Below are 18,991 nucleotides of genomic sequence, written 5' to 3'. Positions count from 1 at the left end.
GATCACCTGCGAGGCGAAGGGTGAGAATGGTTCGACCAGATTCCAGCCGTACGGTTGGACACGGTGAACGAGAGCGAGAGGATGGCATCGTCATAATCCGCCCGCCTGTCTGCGCCGTGCCAGCGCGATCAGCACCGGCGCGCCGAGGAAGGCGGTGACGATGCCCGCCTCCAACTCGCCCGGATAAAGAACCAAGCGCCCGGCAATATCGGCAGCCAACAACAGCACCGGCGCATAGATCATGGTCATGGGGATAATCCGACGCTGGTCCGGCCCGGTGAGCCAGCGCACCGCATGCGGCACCATCAAGCCGATGAAGCCGATCGGGCCGCAGGCCGCCGTGGCTGCTCCGGCCAGCAGCGTCACGGCAATCAGTGTCAGGATGCGCGTGCGGACAAGACTGGCCCCGAACGCGGCGGCAAGATCCTCGCCGAGTGCCACGGCATTCAGCGAGCGGGCGCTCAACAATGCGATGAGAAGACCGATCCCGATGAAGGGCGCAACCGCCACCACCACTGCCATGTCGCGCCCGGCGACCGCGCCGATCGACCATTGGCGCATGGCATCGAAGGCCTGCGGGTTCAAGAGGGTGATCGAAGAGCCGATCCCGCCGAACAACGCCGACAGCGCCACCCCCGCCAGCACCAGGCGCACCGGAGTTGCGCCACCGCGCCCGGCCAGTCCACCCCCCATCATGCTCAGCCCGTAGACCGCGAGCGTTACCAGTACCGCGCCGAGAAGAGCAAATCCCAGATAGGCGTTGATCGACTGAAAGCCGAAAAGCCCGACCGCAAGCGTCACGAAGAAAGCCGCCCCCGCATTGACGCCCAAGATCCCCGGATCGGCCAGCGGATTGCGTGTCGCCGCCTGGATCAGCGCCCCCGACACGCCGAAGGCCGATCCGCACAACAGCGCCAGCAGGGTCCGCGGCAGGCGGTAATCCATCACGACGACATGATCGACCAGACGATCGTCAAAGGCCAGGAGGGTATCGACCATCGTCTGAACAGAGATCGATCGGACGCCCAGCGAAAGGCTTGCGATCGACAGGCCCGCCAGCAGGACGAGACCAAGCATTACCGTCGCCAGCCCAGGCGCCCGCCCCGGCTTGGGCGCAGCAGCTCGAGCAGCGGTTGCGATAGACATGGCAGTGCGGAAAGTCTTCACACCCGCGCCTGCCCTTCGATCCAGTAGCCGACGGCATCGATGCAACGCTTGTCGAAGCCGAGCGTATCCCTGAAGTGCTTGCGGCACTCGGCCGCCGCCTTGGCTTCGCCTGCGATATAGATATAGCCTGGCCCATCCGGCAATTGCCGGATCTCCCGCGCAATGCGCGGCAGTTCGGTATAGCCCGGCCGCTCCGGCTTCAGTCCGTGACAGGTGTGCCAAGATATCTCCAAATCCGCCACCGTCTCAATTATCTCCCCGATCTCCTGCCGGTCGGCATCGGACGGGACCTCCACATGCACGATTACCCTGAACCCTTCCGGCAGTTCCTCCAGCACCCGGCCGACCGCGGGCAAGCCCGTAATATCCGTCAGCATCAACAGCCACCGGCTGCCCTTCGGCAACCAGAACCGGCCCTCCGGATTGCAGATCCCGACGATATCCCCGACCTTGGCCCCCATCGCCCAGTTGGCTGCCACGCCGCCCTCATGCACCACCATGTCGAGCACCATCTCGCAGGTCTCAGGATACCAGCGGCGCACGGTGTATGGTCGGTTCGGCGAATAGTCCGCCCCCTCCGGCATCTCCCACCGGCCATTCTCCCTGAGCACCGGCAGCACCACCGGCGTCTCGTCATCCGCCGGCACCGCAAGGCGCACCCACTCGTCCGGATGCCCGCTTGGCAGCAACCGCTCGCCGCCCTCCAGCCTCAAGACGACCCGGATCATCGCCGGCGTCAGGTGCCCGATCGACACCACGGAGGCCAAAAAGTTGTCCTCCACATAGGCATCGTGATCGTGATCCAGCACGCCCGAAAGAGCTTGCGCGTTTGCATGCATGTTAGTGTGCCTCTGCCTTGACGGCGGCTTCCATCCGACGAAGGATTTTGGGGAATGCATAGGGAATGGCCAAAACGCTCGGCCAGGATGCCGCCCAGATCTCTGCGGGATCATCGAGCCCGACATACCGTCTTTCGCGGACGGGCGGGAACATCTGGAACAGGCGCTGGCCTTCCAGAGCTGTACGGGCTCCGGGCTCGTACCACATGACAAGCAGATCGGCGGCAACGCTGTCTAGATCTTCGAGGCTGGCATCGGCCGAGACTCGCCCACCAGATGCCGTGGCGAGCCGTTGAACACCCGGGGACGGTTGCATGCCGATCCCGATCATCCAGTCGACCCGCGTTTCGCCGGGCAGATAAACGACGATCCGGCTGCTGCCTGCGAAATAGGAACCGAAGGTGAAGCTCCGGCCCTTGAGCCCGGGATAGACATCGCCATAACTGCCCAGAAGACGGTCGGTCTCGACAATGAGCTGCCTCGCCTTCTCGTCCAGCCCCAGAACCGCACCCGCGATTTCCGTCTGTTCCCTCCAGCCTGCCCTATAGGGTCCGCTGCGGTAGGCAATCGTCGGGGCGATCCGGCTCAGCCTGTCGTAGGACGCGGCATCGAGCTGCGAAAAGACCCCGACGATGACGTCGGGATCGAGGCGCGCGATCTCTTCGAAATCGATGATGCTGCCATCGAGAAGCGCCGGCCTCATGGCGCTGAATTTCTGCTCACACCAGGGCGTCATGCCGCTGGCAAACATCCTGGAATAGACGATGGCGATCGGCCTGTGCCCGAGTGCGAGAAAGGGCGCCTCGTCCCCATATCCGATCGTGACCAGCCGGCGCGGCTCCGAGCGCAGTTCGGTGCGCCCGAAGGCGTGACCGATAACCCGCGGATAGGTGCCGACATTCGCGCATGCGAGGCAAGGCGGCAAGAGCATTGCCGCCGCACTCATCGTCAAGGCGCGTCGCGTCACCGGCCTCACGATCAGAACTTGTACTTGGTCGAAACGCTGAAACTGCGCGGTTCGCCGTAATAGCCGGTGTCGAAGTTGCCGAGACCGGCATAATACTTTTCGTTCAACAGGTTCTTCACGTTGAACGTTATGTCGACCTTCTCGTTCAGCCTGTACTTGGCCATCAGATCGATCAGAAACACGTTCTTCTGGGTGATGTCCTCATAGACATTCGCCGGGCTCCACACATAGCCGTAGATCTTGTCCTGCCAACGCACACCGCCGCCAATGGTCAGCTTGTCCCACTCGCCGGGCAGCGTGTAGGTCGTGTAGATTTTGACGACATTTTCCGGGGCCGTCGTCTGGATGAAGGAATAGACCCTCTCGCCATCCGCCTTTCGGGCGTGGGAATAGGTGTAGCTCGCATAGAGGTTCCAGTCCGCCATGATCTCGCCGGAGGCCTCGATTTCGAAACCCTTCGTCGTGACACCGTCTACAGCCTCATAGTAGTTTTGCCCCAAAACCGGGTCATACCCGGCCGTCTCGGCCAGATTGTCCTGCTTAATCATGAAGACCGCAGCACTTGTATTCAGCCTGCCATCCAACAATTCGGCCTTCACGCCGGCTTCGTAGCTGTGACCTTCTTCAGGATCGAGATAGGCGCCGTTGACGTCCTGGTTTCCCTGCGGCTTGAAGATGCCGGTATAGCTCGCATAGACCGACCAGTCCTGGTTCAGGTCGTAAACCACACCGAGATAAGGGGTAATCTTGCCGTTCGTCGAATACTGGCTGGCGCCGCTCCAGGTCCCCGTAGCGTTATCGTAAGATCCCTGGTCATCGTAATCGTACCAGCTGACGCGGCTGCCCAGGATGACGGACAGATCGTCGGTCGGCCGAAGTCGCGTTGCGGCATAGGCGCCGTACTGCGTCAGGCTGTTCTCGTATCGCCCCGTCAGATCGAAATCAGGCTCGTCGGTGTTGCCGTCCCAGGTGAAGAAGTTCGGGACTGCGGGGTCGTAATTGACGCCGCCATAGCCGTAGAGCGGGCCCTTGGTGGTTTTATGAGACGCCGTTGCGCCGAACATCAGGTCGTGCTCGCGACCGAAAAGTTCGACGGGACCCGAGAGCTTGGCATCGATGGTGTCCTGGACCAGTCGGCCGGAATACTTGCCCACATATTGATAGACTCCTTCTCCGGTTACCGGGTCCGGGTAGCCACTACCGGCGGAACCCAGCACGCTGTCATGCCCGTTGCGGCGATGATTGTAGGTCAGGTCGGCTTGCCAGCCGTTGTCGAACTCGTGGTCGAGCGTCACGAAGATATTGTTGGTAAAGGTGTCGCGCCGGCTCCAGTCGGTTGCCGGATTGGTCGAAACGTCGAAGTCCGTCCGGCTGCCGTCGCTGAAGAACATCGGCAGCCCAGTCCAGCTCGAGCCCCGTGGCCGGGTCTGCTGATAGTCGGCTCCGAGCGACAGCGTCGTGTTGTCGGTGATATCGGCTTCCAGAATGCCGTAGAGACTGAACGATTTCTTCTCGTAATGATCGAGGTAAGATTCGGCATCCTCGAACGAGCCGACGAGGCGACCGCGCAACGATCCATCGGGGTTAAGCGGGCCCGAAACATCTGCCTCCGTGCGATAGGCATTCCAGGATCCGGCCGTTCCGGTGACGGAGGCCTGGAAGGTGTCAGTCGGTCGCTTGCGCACGAGATTGACGGCGGCACCGGGACTTCCCGAGCCTTGCAGCAAACCGTTCGCCCCCTTCACGATTTCCACCCTGTCGTAGATTGCCGTGTCGGGATTGGTGAGACCGAAATCGTAGATCCCTTCGTTCTGGATCACCACGCCATCATACTGGAACTCTCCAACCGTGAAGCCGCGCGCCAGATATTCGGTCCGATCGCTGTCATACTTCTGGATGGAAATGCCACTGGACGTTTCGAGTACATCCTGCAACGAATTGCTGGCCTGATCCTCCATTCGCTGGCGCGTCACCACCGTCACCGATTGCGGGGTCTCCCGGATGGAAAGCGGAAGGCCGGTCGCCGTGTTCATCTGACCTGTCGTGTAAGATCCCGTTCCTTCCGTGGTGCCGCCACGCTGCCCCTGCACAGTGATCGTATCCAGTACCGTCGATCCATCGGCCGCCGCTCCACCTGCGTCCGTCGCCTGAGGGCCGACGAGAGCCGCCGAACCTGCACCGCTGATCCTGACCGCAATGCCTGTACCCTGCACGAGTTGCTGCAAGGCGGCCGAGGGCGTCATGCTACCGGAAACCGCCGTCGAGGTCTTACCGGCGGCAAGGTTCGCCGAATAGCTGATCTGCCAGCCACTCTGGCGAATGAAGGCATTGATGGCTGCCGACAGCGGCTGGGCCGGGATGTGGAAGCTGATGGTTTCCGTGGCGCCAGCGACAGTCCGCGCCTGGGCATAAGCGGCGCCCGGATCAAAGCCGGCCATGCAGGCGAGCATGCTGGATGCGAGAAGCACCCTTGTCCTTTGACGGCGACGCTCGCCAGTCATGATCCCAACGCGTGAATTCTTGCCCCTTGTCATACTCGTCCTACCCTCATTCAAGACATGGGATTGGCCGCGCGCCACGCATTTCCAACCCCTCCGTCAGCAAGGACGCAACAGGGTTTCAAAACCGGCAAAAAAAGTTGAGAGCTTATCGAAGGATTATAAGCCCGCCGGGAACGCGGTAAAATCCAACCTCCGCCGCGTCGGCGAGAGTCCGAACCGCACCTTCGACATCGTCGAGGCGATAATTGCCGGTGACCTTCATCTGGTTCACCCGATCGTCCGCCACGAGAATTGCTCCGCGATGATAGCGGCGCAGCTCTTCGAGAACATCTCCAAGACGCGCGTTTTCGAAGATGATACGGCCTTCGCGCCAGGCAAGCGTCGCGGATGGGTCAGCCGCATGAACGGGCGACACGGCCGACGCCGTGATGCTGACCATCTCACCCGGCGCCAGCACCGCCTTGTCCTTGCCATCGCACAGACAGAGAACCTGCACGCGGCCTCGCTCCAGCACGACCTCATCTTCGTCAGCGCCGGTTCTGACGGCAAATGCAGTGCCCAGCACTTCCACCTCGCCGTATTGGCCGCTGACGGTAAAGGGGTGAGCGGGATCGTGAACGACATCGAAAAAGGCTTCGCCCTGTAGCAGGCGGACATGACGCCGGCCGGCATCGAAATCGAGCGCCACCGCCGTGTCGGTATTCAGCAGCATCGTTGAACCATCCGGCAGGGGAATGTGCATCTGGGCTCCGGTCGCCGTGACGTAATCTGCCTGGAACGCGACCGTCAGCGACGAATATTGCCAGATGCCCGCAGCAAGCAGAACCGAAGCGGCCAGAGCAGCAACCCGCAGCGGCCAGCTGCGGCCTCTCGGTCGCATAAGCTCGGACCGGTCGACAGGCAGTGCTTTCACCGCATTGAGGAAGGGTTTCGAGTTCCACAGGATCTGGAGCCCCCGATATTCCTCCTCATGGCGAGGATCCTCCGCCAGCCATGCGAGAAAATCGGCGCGGGTCGCCGCATCCGGCTTGCCATCGCGCAGCCGCACGTACCAGTCCAGAGCCTGATCCGCCACAGGATCGGCATGGCTGAAGTCGCTGACCATTCGGTCCTTGTCCTGCGCGTCCTGATGTCCCACTTAGCCCATCCGATCGAAGCCTGTTTGCGGGTTCCTGATACCTTGACGCATGAGCACGTCAAACCCGGCAAAATTCTTTGCTGGAACGGACAGCCGGGCTCCCTTCACGGTAGCTTCTTCGGTCGAGACGGTCGAAGGAAGCGCCATCCTGTTGCTCACTTCCCGTCCAGACGCGCCATGGCATCCCGGCAATGGGCCATGGCGAGTTTCAGATCGTTGAAGACCGTACGTTCAGAAATGCCGAGATGTTCAGCGATACGAACATTCGACCACTCTTCGATGCGGCTGAGGACCAGCACGGCCTGCGCGCGCTTCGGCAAGGCAGCAAGCGCCTGCTGGAAGACGCCGAACGTCTGCTTCTCGATCAGGGCCTCCTCGATGGAGGGAATGTCGGCCGAGATGCTGGCCAGGAAAGCTTCGTCCAGCCCCTCCAACTCGGCCCCTGACCGGGTCTTTCGGCGCCGGAGATGATCGAGCGCAAGATTGCGCGCCGTCTGGTGAAGAAAGCCCTCGATATGCTCGACCCGGCCGCTCGCGACCGCCTTGCGGGCCCGCAGATACGTTTCCTGCGCCAAATCTTCCGCCGTCTGCGGATCGCGCACAATGCGCATGACGGTCCACAGCAGGGAGCGCCGATGGGCAGCAAAAATGGCGTTCAGAATGGCAGGCAAGCCTATTGACTCCCCCGCCTCTGTTGCAACGAATCCGGGAAGATAAAATCATCTCTTCGATGAGGTACCCGTCGCCATTTGATCCGCTCCAGGGGCATTTGGAACTCAAAACATTTGTTTGTCGCCGTCAGTGTTTCCTTCATAGATTGCACACCAACACGGCGCAACATATACTTGACTATTCGAAGCAAGTTATTTCGTCTGAAGACCGGAGGTCGTGACGGGAACCGAACCGTCGGCGTACCAGTCCTTTCAAACACGGAGCGCATCGATGACGGCGCGCAGGCCGGCCGAAAGGTATTTTCGCGTCGGGTAATAGAGATAGAGCCAGTCCTCGGGCGCACGCCAGGATGCCAGGCATTCGATCAGGCTGCCGTTCTGAACATAGGGACGCGCCCGTTCCTCCCAGACATAAGCCAGTCCCACGCCCGATAGAGCCGCCTCGACCATCAGTTCGTGATCGTCCAGCGAAAGAGTTCCGTTCGGCTCGAACTCGATGATTTTGCCGGCGCGGCTGAACTCCCACGCATAGGGTTTGCCGCTGGGATAGATATTGCGGATACAGGCATGCTGACGCAAATCCTCCGGGGTTTTGGGGATCGGATGACGCTCGAAATAAGCCGTGGAACCGACGACGGCAAAGCGCAGCCGCGGCTTGATTTTCACAGCCGTCATACCATCGCGCAGGCTCTCGCCAAGCCGAATTCCGGCATCGAACCCCTCCTCCACAATATCGACAAGGCGGTCGGTGGCGACGATTTCCAGCTGGAGACCTGGATTTTCTGCGATGAGCGGACCAATCACCGATCGGAAGACAAAAGGCGCGACTGAATTGGGCGCATTGATGCGAACCTTTCCAAACGGCGTGTCGCGAAACTGGTTGAGCGCATCCAGCGCCGAGCCGATTTCCCCGAAAGCCGGCGACAGTTGCGCATGTAGCATTGCGCCGGCATCAGTCAGCGACACGCTGCGGGTCGTCCGATTGAGCAGGCGAATGCCGACGCGCGCTTCCAGATTGCCCACCGCATGGCTGATCGCTGAAGCCGTCACCCCGCGCTCTTCGCCGGCGCGACGAAAGTTACGGTGACGGGCAACTGCGTCGAAGGCCGCCAGTTCAGAGAGATCCGTGCTACGCATTATCAAATCTTGCTCATCATTGAGAAGAGGATTATCTCTCTAATCCTGATCGTCGAAAAGATCCAGATTTCTCCTCGCAAGCCGGCGCTGGCGCCGGACAAAATAGGAGACAAGACAATGGCCGACTTCATTCCTGCCGCCCACAACACTGCATCGCCCTTCGCCGACATGCGTGGTCATCACGTCGCCGTCCGCACGCCGGACCTCGAAAACGCCAAGCGCTGGTATGTCGAGAAGCTCGACTTTCGCGTCGTCGCCGAATGGGACTATGCCGACGAACAACTCGCCTATCTGGCGCCCGCCACCGACGACCATTTCTATGTGGAAATCCTGGGCGGCGGCGATCCGTCGCCGAAAGACGTCCGCCCCTATACCGATCTCGGCGATAGCCTCAATTATGCCGGCTACCACCATTTCTGCCTGAATGTCGCAAGCGTCGACGCCACTGTCGAGGAACTGCGGGCACGCGGCGTCACCATCGTCACCGAGCCGTTCGAGCTTTTGGCAATCAGCCGCCGCCTCGCCTTCTTCTGCGATCCCTTCGGCAATCTGATCGAGCTGGCAGAAGTCCTGCCGTGACCCTTTCTCACCCGGCTGGCCGTCACGGCATCGCGATGGCCAGCACATCAGGAGAACATCCCATGACAGACTCCATCATGATTATCGGCGCTGGCCAGGGCATCGGGCAGGCCGTCGCGGAGAAATTCGGTCGGGAAGGCTGGCATGTCGTGCTCACCGCGCGCAATGCCGATCGCCTTGCCGGTCTGTCCAGAAGCCTTTCCGAACAAGGTCTCCACCTCACCTGCACCGCGACAACCATGATCCGACGGTTTGGAATTTCTATGAAAACTGGCGATCGCGCGCCGATCTCGATGCGCATTTCCAGCAACCTTACACCGAAGCCGTCATGGCGCGCTTTCCAGAACTGCCGGCCCGCGAGATGGAACTGACATTCTGCACGATGACGTCGCCGCGCCTCTGAGGCCCGGCACGCCACTTTCCTCATCAACACAACATCAAGGAAACATTCTCATGAAAATCTGGTTCATCACCGGCGCCTCGCGTGGCTTTGGCGCCCTCGTCACAACACGCGCGCTCGCACAGGGCGATGCCGTCGTCGCGACCGCCCGCAATCTCAAAGCGATCACCGATCGGTTCGGCGAGCACCCCAACCTGCTACCGGTCGCCCTCGACGTGACCGACGACACGCAGGCGGCCGCAGCTGTGAAAGCCGCGATCGATCGCTTCGGCCAGATCGATATCCTGCTCAACAACGCCGGTTTCGGACTGATGGGCGCTGTCGAGGAGGCGACGGCATCCGAAATAGAGGCTGTCTATCGCACCAATGTCTTCGGCCTCCTCAACGTGACCCGCGCCGTCCTGCCCGTCATGCGCCAGGCTCGCTCAGGTCGCATCCTGAATATCTCATCGATCGGCGGCTATCGCGGCGCAGCAGGCTTCGGTGTCTACTCCTCGACCAAATTCGCCGTCGAAGGGCTGAGCGAAGCCCTGCATGACGAACTGGCGCCGCTAGGCATCCATGTCACCGTCATCGAACCGGGCTATTTCCGCACCGATTTCCTCGACAGTTCGTCCTTGTCGGTCAGCGGCAACATCATCGGCGACTACGAAGCGACCGCCGGCAAGGTGCGCACGATAGCGGCAGGGCTCAGCCATAATCAACCCGGCGATCCTCAGAAGCTGGCGGAGGTCCTGATCGCCTTCGCTGAAGCTCCCAATCCGCCGGTGCGCCTGCCGCTCGGCAGCGACACTGTGGCCGCGATTGAAAAGAAGCACGCGCAGGACGCTGCCATTCTCGCCGAATGGCGCACCGTTTCGATGTCGACCGACTTCGCTAGCGCGTAAGCCACAGGCCCGAAGGCGGAGCAGAATCCGCCTTCGGGCTACCGGTTCCGGCCGCATGAAGTCAGGCTGCGTTGCGTCCCAGCGCTTGGCTCAGGTTCGCGATATCCTTCAGGGGTGGGCGGCCGAACAATCTGGCATATTCCCGACTGAACTGGTTTGCGCTCTCATAGCCGATACGGAAGGCGACAGAGGTTGCGTTGCCCTCCCCTGCCAGCAGCATTGAACGGGCATGAAGCAGACGCACCCGCTTCTGATACTGGATCGGGCTAAGCGCGGTGACCGCCTTGAAATGACGATGGAACGCGGAAACGCTCAGCGCCGCCATGCCAGCGAGGTCATCGACCCGCAGCGGGCTGGAGAAATTCTCCCTGATCCAGCGGATGGCAACGCCGATACGCGACAGTGCCGTCTCCGGCAGCGCGATGTCACGCAGCATCCAGCCCAACTGCCCCTGCAGCACACGGAACAGGATCTCGCGCTCATAGGCCGGCGCCAGCGCCGCGATCTCGTCGGGGCGCAGCATCAATCTCAGCATACGGAGCCAGGCATCCAACATGTCGTCAGTGATCGGAGCCACCGAGAAGCCCCCATCACGGAGCGTCCCACCGACAGGCTTTGGAAGATCGGTAATCAAATTGCCGACCACGTGCGGATCGAGCGTCAGGCTGACGGCCAGATAAGGTCGGCCGTCTGCGTCTGGATGGACCGAGCCGACAGCCGGCAGATCCACCGACATGACGAAATAGGTCGCGGGATCATAGCGAAAGGTGCGCTCTCCGACCGTCATTGTCTTCGACCCGGAGAGAATCAGGTTGATCATCGGTTCATAGACGGTGGCCAATTGGTGTTCCGGTATCCGTCCCTGAACCATCGCGACGCGAGGGATTCCTGTCTCGGTGCGGCGATTTTCAGCCCTCGCGGCCAACGATCTCAATTCTTCGAGCTTGTCATTCATGGCCGGATTTCTGGCACGGCCGTCGTCCCGCCGCAAGCGTGAAGCAGAAATAGGCAATAAAGAAAGAGAATCCGGACAGCGCCTCTTCAAGGCTGCGATTATCCGTTGGACATCGTCACAGACACAATGGAGAAGCGAAATGAAGGTGGTCATCATAACCGGCGGCAGCCGCGGCATTGGCGCCAGCACGGCAAAAATTTGCGCCGCACGCGGCATGGGCGTTATCCTCACCTATAACAGCAATCCGGCTGCGGCCGACGCGGTCGTCGCCTCGATCGTGGCTGGCGGCGGCGCCGCTGTCGCACTCAAGCTCGATGTCGGCGATGTCGGCTCGTTCGTCGAGTTTCGGGACAAGATCGCATCCGTTCTGGGGACAAGTTTCGCCCGCGCCGACTTCGATTTCCTGGTCAACAATGCCGGCCACGGCCTCTACAATCCGATCGTCGGCGTCACCGAAGAGGAGTTCGACGGCCTGTTCGCCGTGCATCTGAAAGGTCCGTTCTTCCTTACACAGACCCTGCTGCCATTGATCGCCGACGGCGGCCATATCATCAACCTGACCAGCGCCACCAAGCGCGTCGCCTTTGCCGGCGTGGCGCCCTACGCCTCCTTCAAGGGCGGCCTCGAAATCCTCACCCGCTATATGGCAAAGGAGTTTGCCGACCGGAAGATCCGGGCGAATTCCATCTCGCCCGGCGCCATCCGCACCGAGTTGGGCGGCGGCCTGAACGAGGAGTTTGAAGCCATGCTCGCAGGGATGATCGCGCTGGGCCGCGTGGGCGAGCCGGACGATATAGGCAATGCCATCGCCGGCCTGCTCTCGGATGACAACCGATACGTCAACGCCCAGGACATCGAAGTAGCCGGCGGCTACATCATCTGAAAAGGGAGGCTCCCGATGCTCGATCATATCATCCTCACCTTTTCCGAAGCGTCGAACACTCGATTGCCTTCTACACCGCAACCCTTGCTCCGCTCGGCATCACCCAGCGCCTGGACTATGACGGGAGGGATGGGGCACCCGGCGATCCCGTCCTCAAGGGTTTCGGGAAGAACGGCCGCTTCACCACGCCGGGGCCAGTGACCCGCCACCTCGATGGCGCCGGCTACGAGGTGACGACCGGAATAGGCCCGGACCTGATGACCGCCGCCCGCGAGGCCGTCTCACGCATGATCGACCTCATCTGTGCCGAACACGGACTGAACCCGGTCGACGCCTACATGCTGTGTTCGGTCTGCGCCGATCTCAGGATCAGCGAAATCGTCGACATGCCGAACTGGGTGGTCAGCTTCTATTTCCCGCGTATCGTGTACGAGTAGACGGATTGAGTCCCAAGTTTGGCTGCAGGTGTGTCCGAGTGGATTTACGATCTCTGCCGGTTCCGGGGTCTGGAACCGGCGTCCGCGAGCGTGCCAAGACCGCCCAGGCCCATTGCGCCTGCCACGATCTCAAATCGAGGCAACCCAAAGGGTTCTGTTGCAAGAATTCCGAGTGGCTGGAGGATGCTTTCCTATGCCCCAGTTACGCGGTTTTGACGTCGCGATTGTGCACGAGCATTGCCACAACCTCGGTAAGTGCTCTGGGCCCGACCCCGAAGGCCCGTTCAAAGATGTGCCGCAACTCACCGAATGTCCGCATCCAGGCCAGCATCAACCGATAGCCGTTGCGGGTCGTCGGTAAACTGGGTCTCTCAAGAACGCGGTCGTAACCGCCATGAACAGAGCTTGCATCACGACGTGCGTGATTTGACGGCACCGCATTGCCCAACCGATGACGCGACGGGAATAGAGATCGATGACGACCGTCAGATAGGCAAACCCCTCGCAGGTCCGGATATAGGTGATGTCGGTGCCGGTCGAGCGTATTGTCGACACCGACGGAGGGGCGGCCACCTCTACCGACCGGCACCCACAACAATTTCTGTCAGTGTGCTTCGTCCGTGATCGGGTTGCGCAGAATCCCGAGGCGATCGATCTCGACCTCGACGACATCGCCCGGCTTCATCCAGAGCGGCGGATTGCGCTTGGCACCGACGCCACCCGGAGTTCCGCTGGCAATGACGTCGCCGGCTTCGAGACGGGTAAAGCTCGAGCAATATTCGATCTGGCGGGCGATATCGAAGATCATCTGGCCAAAGGTCGCATCCTGCACCACTTGGCCGTTGAGCCGTGTCTGTATCCGCAGATCCGGCAGCGGGCCGAGTTCATCCGGCGTCATCATCCAGGGACCAAATGCGCCAGTACCAGGGAAATTCTTGCCCGGGGTGAACTGATGCGTATGCCGCTGGAAGTCGCGGATGCTGCCATCGTTGTAGATCGCATAGCCGGCGACGTGGCTGAGCGCTTCGTCGCGCGAAATATATCGGCCGGGCTTCCCGATGATGATCGCAAGTTCGCCTTCGTAATCGAGATCGGTCGATACCTTCGGGCGCACGATCGGCGCCAGATGACCGATCTGGCTATTGGCGTAACGCGCGAAAATGGTCGGATTCTCGACCTCGGAACGGCCGGTTTCCTGGCGGTGCATTTCGTAGTTCAGTCCGACGCAGAGGATCTTGTCCGGGTTAGGTACGACGGGCAGCCACTCGATATCCGCAAGCGGTGTCGCGACGGCGGAGGCAGCAGCCTCCGCCACGCCTGCCAGGCCGGCCGCAATGGCTGCCTTGAGGTCGGCATAACGGCTGGCGAGCACGGTTCCGACGTCGCGGAAGCTATCTTGATCGACCACGCCCCAAGTCGCGCGGCCGGCTATTCTGACAGTTGACAGTCTCATATTGTCTTCTCCTTGAGTGCTTGGAAGTGGCGGGCCGTCAAGCCCGCTGCATGTGATCCGAAACGCGGCTTCGCTCGCCGAAACGCTGAATGGTGCGGTCCGGGAAGATCAACGCGAAGGCAGAAATCGCACCGATGATAAGGATTGCGGCCGTGAACATCATCGCGTTCGCATAGCCTTCAGGCAGATGCTCGGGACCGGCCTGCTGGACGATCATGCCGGTGATCGCATTCGATGCGAGGGCCGAGACGGCATTTGCGGAATAGATGACCACGATGAGCTTGCCGCGCTGAACGGCCGGAGCGACGGCACCGAGCGTGATCGGGCCATAAATGGTGGTGAGGCTCGGTGCCGCGAAGGCGATCGCAATCAGCACAAGCTGCAACACGCCACTGATATGGACGGAGCCGATCAGGGCGAGACCGCTGACGAGCAGGGCATAACCCGAGGCGCTGCCGAGCGTCTTACGCTTGCTGACTCCGCGCTGAAGCATCCGCTGCGCGATCCACGAGCCGATCAGCAGAAGCGGCGACTGGAAGATATACACCGCGGAAATCACGCTGCCGGTCTGCACCTGGCTATAGCCCAGTCCTTGCTGCAGGAATGGCGGCAGCCAAGTCGCGGACATGCCGACGATCCAGTAGGACATGGTCGACATGATGATGACACCGATGACGGTCGGATCGAGCCACAGCTTGCGGGCGGGGATTGGTGCCTCGGAAGGCTGACTTGCGGCGGTCTTTTCGTTGCTAGCCGCGTAAGGGCCTTCGCCGCCAATGAACATCCAGGCGACAATCCAGCAGATGCCGATGACGCCGCAGAACAGGAAGCCGGTTCGCCAGCCATACTGCACAATGATGTAGGTAAGGATTGGACCGCCCGCGAGCAGGCCGACACTGATGCCCTGCAGAACGACAGCGCTTGGAACGCTTCGCTTCTCCGGACTGAACCAGTTATGGGCTGCATGAAGCGCTGTCGGCAGACCCGGTCCCTCGCCAAGACCGAGAAGGATACGGCAGACCACCAGAACCGTCACGGAACTGGTGAAATAGATCGGGATCTGGGTCAGCGACCAGATCGCTGCAAGCACCACCAGGATCCACTTGATCGGTACGCGACCGATGACGAACAGACCAACAAGCACGCCCGAGATCGAAAACAGCAGAAAGAAGCTGCTGCCGATCAGGCCGAACTGCTGCGGCGTGATCTGCAGCTCCTTCATCATCGGCACCGCCGATAGGCCGAAGACGAGCTTGTCGAAGAAGTTTAGGGTTTGAAATAGGAAGAGCAGGACGAGCACCGCAAACGGACGCCAAGGACTTCCTTTCTGGACTGCTGGATCGGTCATGTTTTCCTCCCAAAACCGTATCGAGATGTCATCAGCGGATCGCGCCGCGCCTCATGCGAGACGCCGGTGCAGATCCGAAAGCTGTTCAGTGAGATCGGCGATCGATCTTGCCGCTCCGAACACGTAATGGTCCGGACGGACAAGGGCCGCGATGACGCCATGCCGGTCGAACCAGGCGGAAAGCACACCGTCCTTCTCGCGCAGCGCTGTCGGGTCGGCGTTCTTTTCGCCCTGGGGGACAACGGCCCTGACTACGATGCCGTCGATCGCTTTGGCCAGTGCTTCGCCCTCTCCTGTACCGATCCGGCGACCGTCGAGAATCAGCCGCCACTCCGGTCCGGTGAACTTATCCAACAGGCGCGGAGAATCGCCTTCAACGATGGCCGGCTGCGGGAAGAGCAGCCCCCGTGCCGGGGTGCCCTCTTTTGCGATCAATCCATCCTCGATGGGCGGGACGATTTCCTGACGCGTAATGGTGAGCGGCTTGCCGCCACCCTCGGCGAGGATCTTGGCGTCGCGTGCGGCAGCCGCTTCCGGATCGCGTTCGCAGATGGTCTGGCCAATGGCCTTGATCTTGCCGGTGAGCGTGCGCACATGCTGCTTGCGCTCTACGGTGTAAGTATCGAGCAGGTCCTCGGACGACTTGCCCTTCAGGATGCGGTCGAGCCTCCAGACGAGATTGGAAACATCGCGCAGGCCCTGGCACATGCCCTGTCCAATGAAGGGCGGCTGTTGATGCGCGGCGTCGCCGGCAATCAGGACGCGGCCACGGCGCCAGTCGTCGGCCACCAAGGCGTGGAAGCGATAGGCGGCAGCGCGCCAGAGATTGCCGTCTTCCGGAGTCAGCCAGGGCGACAGCAGTTGCCAGACATTGTCCGGCTTTTCCATTTCGCGCGGGTTTTCGCCCGGCAGGAGCATGATTTCCCAGCGGCGATGGTTCTTTGGCCCCATGACGTAGCTGGTCGGCCGGGCCGGGTCGCAGAACTGCGCGGATGTCTGCGGCAGCTTGCCAAGCGCGTCTTCATGAACCTGAACGTCGACCACCAGCCACGGCTCGTCGAAGACAAGATCCTCGAACTTCATGCCCGACTGCTCGCGCACCTGGCTCCAGGCACCATCGCAGCCGATCACGTATTTCGCGGCCACCTTGCGGGTCTCGCCGGAAGCATCCTTCAGCACCGCGACGACCTCATCCGCGTGCGGATCGAGGCTGGTCATTTCCATTCCAAGCTCGACGGTCACGCAATCGAAGCTTTCGGCGTGCTTCCGCATCACGGCCTCAACCGGCGGCTGGGTGAATACCATGCTCGGCGTGTAGCCCAGAGGATAGGGCTCCGGCACCATGTCGATGCGGCGAATGAGCTGTCCCTCGGCGCCGAAGTGCTGGGACGCGGTGAAGGGTGCGATATAGGGCAGAACCTCGTCGGCAATGCCCATGTTATCAAAGTGCCGCATGATCTCATGGTCGAGCGCGATGGCGCGCGGCTTGTCGTAGATCTCGGTCAGCCGGTCGACGACCAGCGTGGAGTGACCGCGCGCGCCAAGCATGCCGGCGGCGACCGCACCGGCCGGGCCGAAGCCCACCACCAGCACGTCATAACGGTTCGAAATATCGGTCTCGTTCGTCACGGGAAAGCCTCTGCAAACTGGATCGGCGGCGTCAGACGCCGGAAAATCCGATGGAAATCTGCGCCTTCTTGCAGGCGTCGCTTTTCGGAGGCGCAATGCCCCAATGGTCGGTACGGCCGGGTGGCCACACCCATTCTTCCGGTCCGCGGACACGGTAGCCTTCATCGACCTGCAGGACCTCGGCCGTGTATTCGATCACCACGCCCTGCGGATCGATGAAATAGGCGAAAACATTGTCACCCGGCCCATGCCGCCCCACACCCCAGCCAATCGGATACCCCTTGTCCACGACCAGTCCGGAACCGCGCATCACGGATTCCAGATCCGGCATCAGGAATGCCACGTGGTTCAGGCCGTTCGAGGGGGCTTCCGCCAGGACCACCGCGTGATGGTCGGTATTGCAGCACAGGAAGGCCATGAGTTTGGAGCGGTCCGTCAGGCGGAAGCCGAGGACATCCCTGTAAAAGCTCGACAATGCTTCGATGTGGGCGCTGTTTATGTTGACGTGGGCAAGGCGATAAGGCCGGTTGGCGACGATCGCGCCTTGCCTGCGCTGGTCGCCAAAAACGAACTCAAGCACCGAACCCTGCGGCTCACGGATGACGAAACGGGTGCCGCCGGAGGGCGCGTCGGCGGCTTCCGGCTCGCGCATCACGGTGCAGCCTGCAGCGGCGGTCTTGGCAAACAGCGATGCCATGTCTTCGGCGGAGCGGACGCGGAAGGTGATCTTGCGCAGTTCCGCACGGTCGCTCTGCTTCAGTTCCAGAACATGAAAATCGTCACCGGTTGCCGCCAGGAAGACCTTGTCACCGACTTCGGCCACCGCTTCCAGACCCCAGACGCGGGTATAGAAGTCGACGGAGCCGGCGAGATCGGGCGTGCCCAGTTCCACACTGCGCAGGGCAGAGACGGGAAAGTCTGTCATCGGGTCAAACCTCATCCAGCGCGAGGAAGGCTCGCGCATTTTCAAATGTCAGGCGCTCGCGAAGGCCCGTATCGACGAAGGCTTCCTCGATACGGCCGACGGGTTCCTTTTCACGGAAATTGAAGGGGTAGTCGGTACCGAGCAGCACGCGATCCTCACCGAAGATGGCGACGATGCGCTGCAGCGTATCCCGGTCGAAGACGAGCGTATCCACGTAGAGGCGCCGCGCCTGCGCCGAAGGCGCTTCAGGCATGATTTCCGTGACGGCCGGAAAGGTGGAATAACCCTGTTCCAGGCGCGGCAGCAGCGAGGCGAAGGTGCCGCCGCCGTGGCTGAAGGCGATCCGCAGCTTCGGGAATTTCAACAGCAGCCCACCGGTGATGACGGACGCGGCGGCGAGGCCGACATCGGTCGGATAAGCGAGAACCTGCTGCAGCGGTGCCGGACCGACGAGGCGGCCCATGCCGGTCGGCCGCACTGCGTGAACGAAGACGGCGGCGCCCAGTTTCTCCGCTTCCGCGAAGAACGGATGAAAGCGCGGGTCGCCGATCGGGACGCCGTTGATATTGCTGCCGATCTCAACGCCCCGGAAACCGAGTTCGCCGACGATGCGATGCAGTTCGACGATTGCAAGGTCTATGTCCTGCATCGGCAGGCCGCCAAGCCCGACGAAGCGACCTTTGCCTTTCACGATCAGCGCCGCAATCACGTCGTTGACGTGACGCACGAGGTCGTTGGCCGGTTTCGCATCGATCCAGTAGCCGAAGAGTTCCGGCATCGGGGACAGCGCCTGCATGTCGATGCCGCTGCGGTCCATGTCTTCCAGCCGCCGTTCGGCAACCCAGCAGGCATCGCTGACGGCACGATAGGGCTTTTCGTCGATGATGACCGTCGCGTGGCAGTCGCTGACGGGCGTCATGGTAGGCCAGCCGCGGATCGGCGCGCCGCCGGGGGCAGGCGGAAACCGAGCCGGCACGACATGACAGTGAACGTCGATGCCGCCGCAACCGCAACCGCTTCTAAAGCGTTTTGCCTTTTCCTCGCCCACACTCTCCTCCTGTGTTCATCATCCAAA

At 61.5% G+C, this 18,991-nt stretch carries 17 protein-coding genes and 3 pseudogenes; 6 read left to right on the top strand and 14 right to left on the bottom strand.

What is annotated here, in order from left to right; all coding sequences use genetic code 11:
* Positions 1-90: 90 nt before the first annotated feature.
* From J5N58_RS15420 to J5N58_RS15390, 7 genes are all read right to left on the bottom strand, one after another.
* A complete protein-coding gene (locus J5N58_RS15420) occupies positions 91-1,077 on the bottom strand; it encodes a FecCD family ABC transporter permease (RefSeq protein WP_244711526.1) in 987 nt (328 codons plus the stop codon).
* Positions 1,078-1,163: 86 nt separating this feature from the next.
* Complete coding sequence (locus J5N58_RS15415; RefSeq protein ID WP_162748332.1) at positions 1,164-2,006, bottom strand: siderophore-interacting protein; 843 nt, start codon at positions 2,004-2,006, stop codon at positions 1,164-1,166.
* Between the two features lies 1 nt (position 2,007).
* A complete protein-coding gene (locus J5N58_RS15410; RefSeq protein ID WP_162757645.1) occupies positions 2,008-2,937 on the bottom strand; it encodes an ABC transporter substrate-binding protein in 930 nt (309 codons plus the stop codon).
* A 47-nt stretch (positions 2,938-2,984) separates the two neighbouring features.
* Positions 2,985-5,441 carry a TonB-dependent siderophore receptor gene (locus tag J5N58_RS15405; RefSeq protein ID WP_244711524.1) on the bottom strand — a complete coding sequence of 819 codons (2,457 nt, stop codon included), beginning with the start codon at positions 5,439-5,441 and terminating at the stop codon, positions 2,985-2,987.
* Positions 5,442-5,619: 178 nt separating this feature from the next.
* Positions 5,620-6,612 carry a FecR family protein gene (locus tag J5N58_RS15400; protein ID WP_244711508.1) on the bottom strand — a complete coding sequence of 331 codons (993 nt, stop codon included), beginning with the start codon at positions 6,610-6,612 and terminating at the stop codon, positions 5,620-5,622.
* Positions 6,613-6,767: 155 nt separating this feature from the next.
* Complete coding sequence (locus J5N58_RS15395; RefSeq protein ID WP_244711505.1) at positions 6,768-7,283, bottom strand: RNA polymerase sigma factor; 516 nt, start codon at positions 7,281-7,283, stop codon at positions 6,768-6,770.
* Between the two features lie 252 nt (positions 7,284-7,535).
* Positions 7,536-8,420: a LysR family transcriptional regulator gene (locus tag J5N58_RS15390; RefSeq protein WP_113340073.1), complete on the bottom strand. Its 885-nt coding sequence runs from the start codon at positions 8,418-8,420 to the stop codon at positions 7,536-7,538.
* A gap of 117 nt (positions 8,421-8,537) precedes the next feature.
* On the opposite strand from J5N58_RS15390, the gene J5N58_RS15385 reads away from it, so the two are divergent.
* From J5N58_RS15385 to J5N58_RS15370, 4 genes and pseudogenes are all read left to right on the top strand, one after another.
* The gene (locus J5N58_RS15385; protein ID WP_244711503.1) at positions 8,538-8,999 is read left to right on the top strand and encodes a VOC family protein; all 462 of its coding nucleotides are present in this window, start codon (positions 8,538-8,540) and stop codon (positions 8,997-8,999) included.
* 35 nt (positions 9,000-9,034) lie between these two features.
* Positions 9,035-9,169: pseudogene (locus J5N58_RS15380) on the top strand (SDR family NAD(P)-dependent oxidoreductase); the annotation flags it as partial.
* On the top strand, positions 9,124-9,402 hold the full coding sequence (locus J5N58_RS26035; protein ID WP_112829883.1) for an antibiotic biosynthesis monooxygenase: 279 nt from the start codon (positions 9,124-9,126) through the stop codon (positions 9,400-9,402). The pseudogene J5N58_RS15380 and the gene J5N58_RS26035, both read left to right, overlap by 46 nt.
* Positions 9,403-9,452: 50 nt before the next feature.
* A complete protein-coding gene (locus J5N58_RS15370) occupies positions 9,453-10,286 on the top strand; it encodes an oxidoreductase (RefSeq protein ID WP_113466134.1) in 834 nt (277 codons plus the stop codon).
* A gap of 61 nt (positions 10,287-10,347) precedes the next feature.
* Here the strand turns inward: J5N58_RS15370 and J5N58_RS15365 are convergent, their stop codons facing one another.
* Positions 10,348-11,241, bottom strand: a complete 894-nt coding sequence (locus J5N58_RS15365) for an AraC family transcriptional regulator (protein WP_244711501.1) — start codon at positions 11,239-11,241, stop codon at positions 10,348-10,350.
* 139 nt (positions 11,242-11,380) lie between these two features.
* Here J5N58_RS15365 and J5N58_RS15360 point away from each other — a divergent pair, with 139 nt between their 5' ends.
* Positions 11,381-12,124 carry an SDR family NAD(P)-dependent oxidoreductase gene (locus J5N58_RS15360; RefSeq protein WP_244711498.1) on the top strand — a complete coding sequence of 248 codons (744 nt, stop codon included), beginning with the start codon at positions 11,381-11,383 and terminating at the stop codon, positions 12,122-12,124.
* Between the two features lie 176 nt (positions 12,125-12,300).
* Positions 12,301-12,561, top strand: a pseudogene (locus J5N58_RS15355) (acetamidase/formamidase family protein); the annotation flags it as partial.
* Between the two features lie 387 nt (positions 12,562-12,948).
* On the opposite strand, the pseudogene J5N58_RS15350 reads toward J5N58_RS15355, so the two are convergent.
* The 6 genes and pseudogenes from J5N58_RS15350 to J5N58_RS15325 all read right to left on the bottom strand — a co-directional run.
* Positions 12,949-13,135, bottom strand: a pseudogene (locus J5N58_RS15350) (DDE-type integrase/transposase/recombinase); the annotation flags it as partial.
* 30 nt (positions 13,136-13,165) lie between these two features.
* Positions 13,166-14,014 carry a fumarylacetoacetate hydrolase family protein gene (locus J5N58_RS15345; protein WP_112829717.1) on the bottom strand — a complete coding sequence of 283 codons (849 nt, stop codon included), beginning with the start codon at positions 14,012-14,014 and terminating at the stop codon, positions 13,166-13,168.
* A gap of 37 nt (positions 14,015-14,051) precedes the next feature.
* Positions 14,052-15,362: an MFS transporter gene (locus J5N58_RS15340; protein WP_244711496.1), complete on the bottom strand. Its 1,311-nt coding sequence runs from the start codon at positions 15,360-15,362 to the stop codon at positions 14,052-14,054.
* A gap of 51 nt (positions 15,363-15,413) precedes the next feature.
* On the bottom strand, positions 15,414-16,991 hold the full coding sequence (gene mhpA / locus J5N58_RS15335; RefSeq protein ID WP_342346004.1) for a bifunctional 3-(3-hydroxy-phenyl)propionate/3-hydroxycinnamic acid hydroxylase MhpA: 1,578 nt from the start codon (positions 16,989-16,991) through the stop codon (positions 15,414-15,416).
* Positions 16,992-17,022: 31 nt separating this feature from the next.
* Complete coding sequence (locus J5N58_RS15330) at positions 17,023-17,916, bottom strand: VOC family protein (RefSeq protein ID WP_244711494.1); 894 nt, start codon at positions 17,914-17,916, stop codon at positions 17,023-17,025.
* Positions 17,917-17,920: 4 nt separating this feature from the next.
* Positions 17,921-18,964, bottom strand: a complete 1,044-nt coding sequence (locus J5N58_RS15325) for an amidohydrolase family protein (protein ID WP_244711492.1) — start codon at positions 18,962-18,964, stop codon at positions 17,921-17,923.
* Between the last annotated feature and the right edge of the window lie 27 nt (positions 18,965-18,991).

The organism is Paenirhizobium cremeum, assembly GCF_022884085.1.
In the GTDB taxonomy this organism is placed as follows: domain Bacteria; phylum Pseudomonadota; class Alphaproteobacteria; order Rhizobiales; family Rhizobiaceae; genus Allorhizobium; species Allorhizobium cremeum.
The sequence above is the reverse complement of the archived record's forward strand: the minus strand, read 5'-3'. Positions and strand labels throughout refer to the sequence as shown.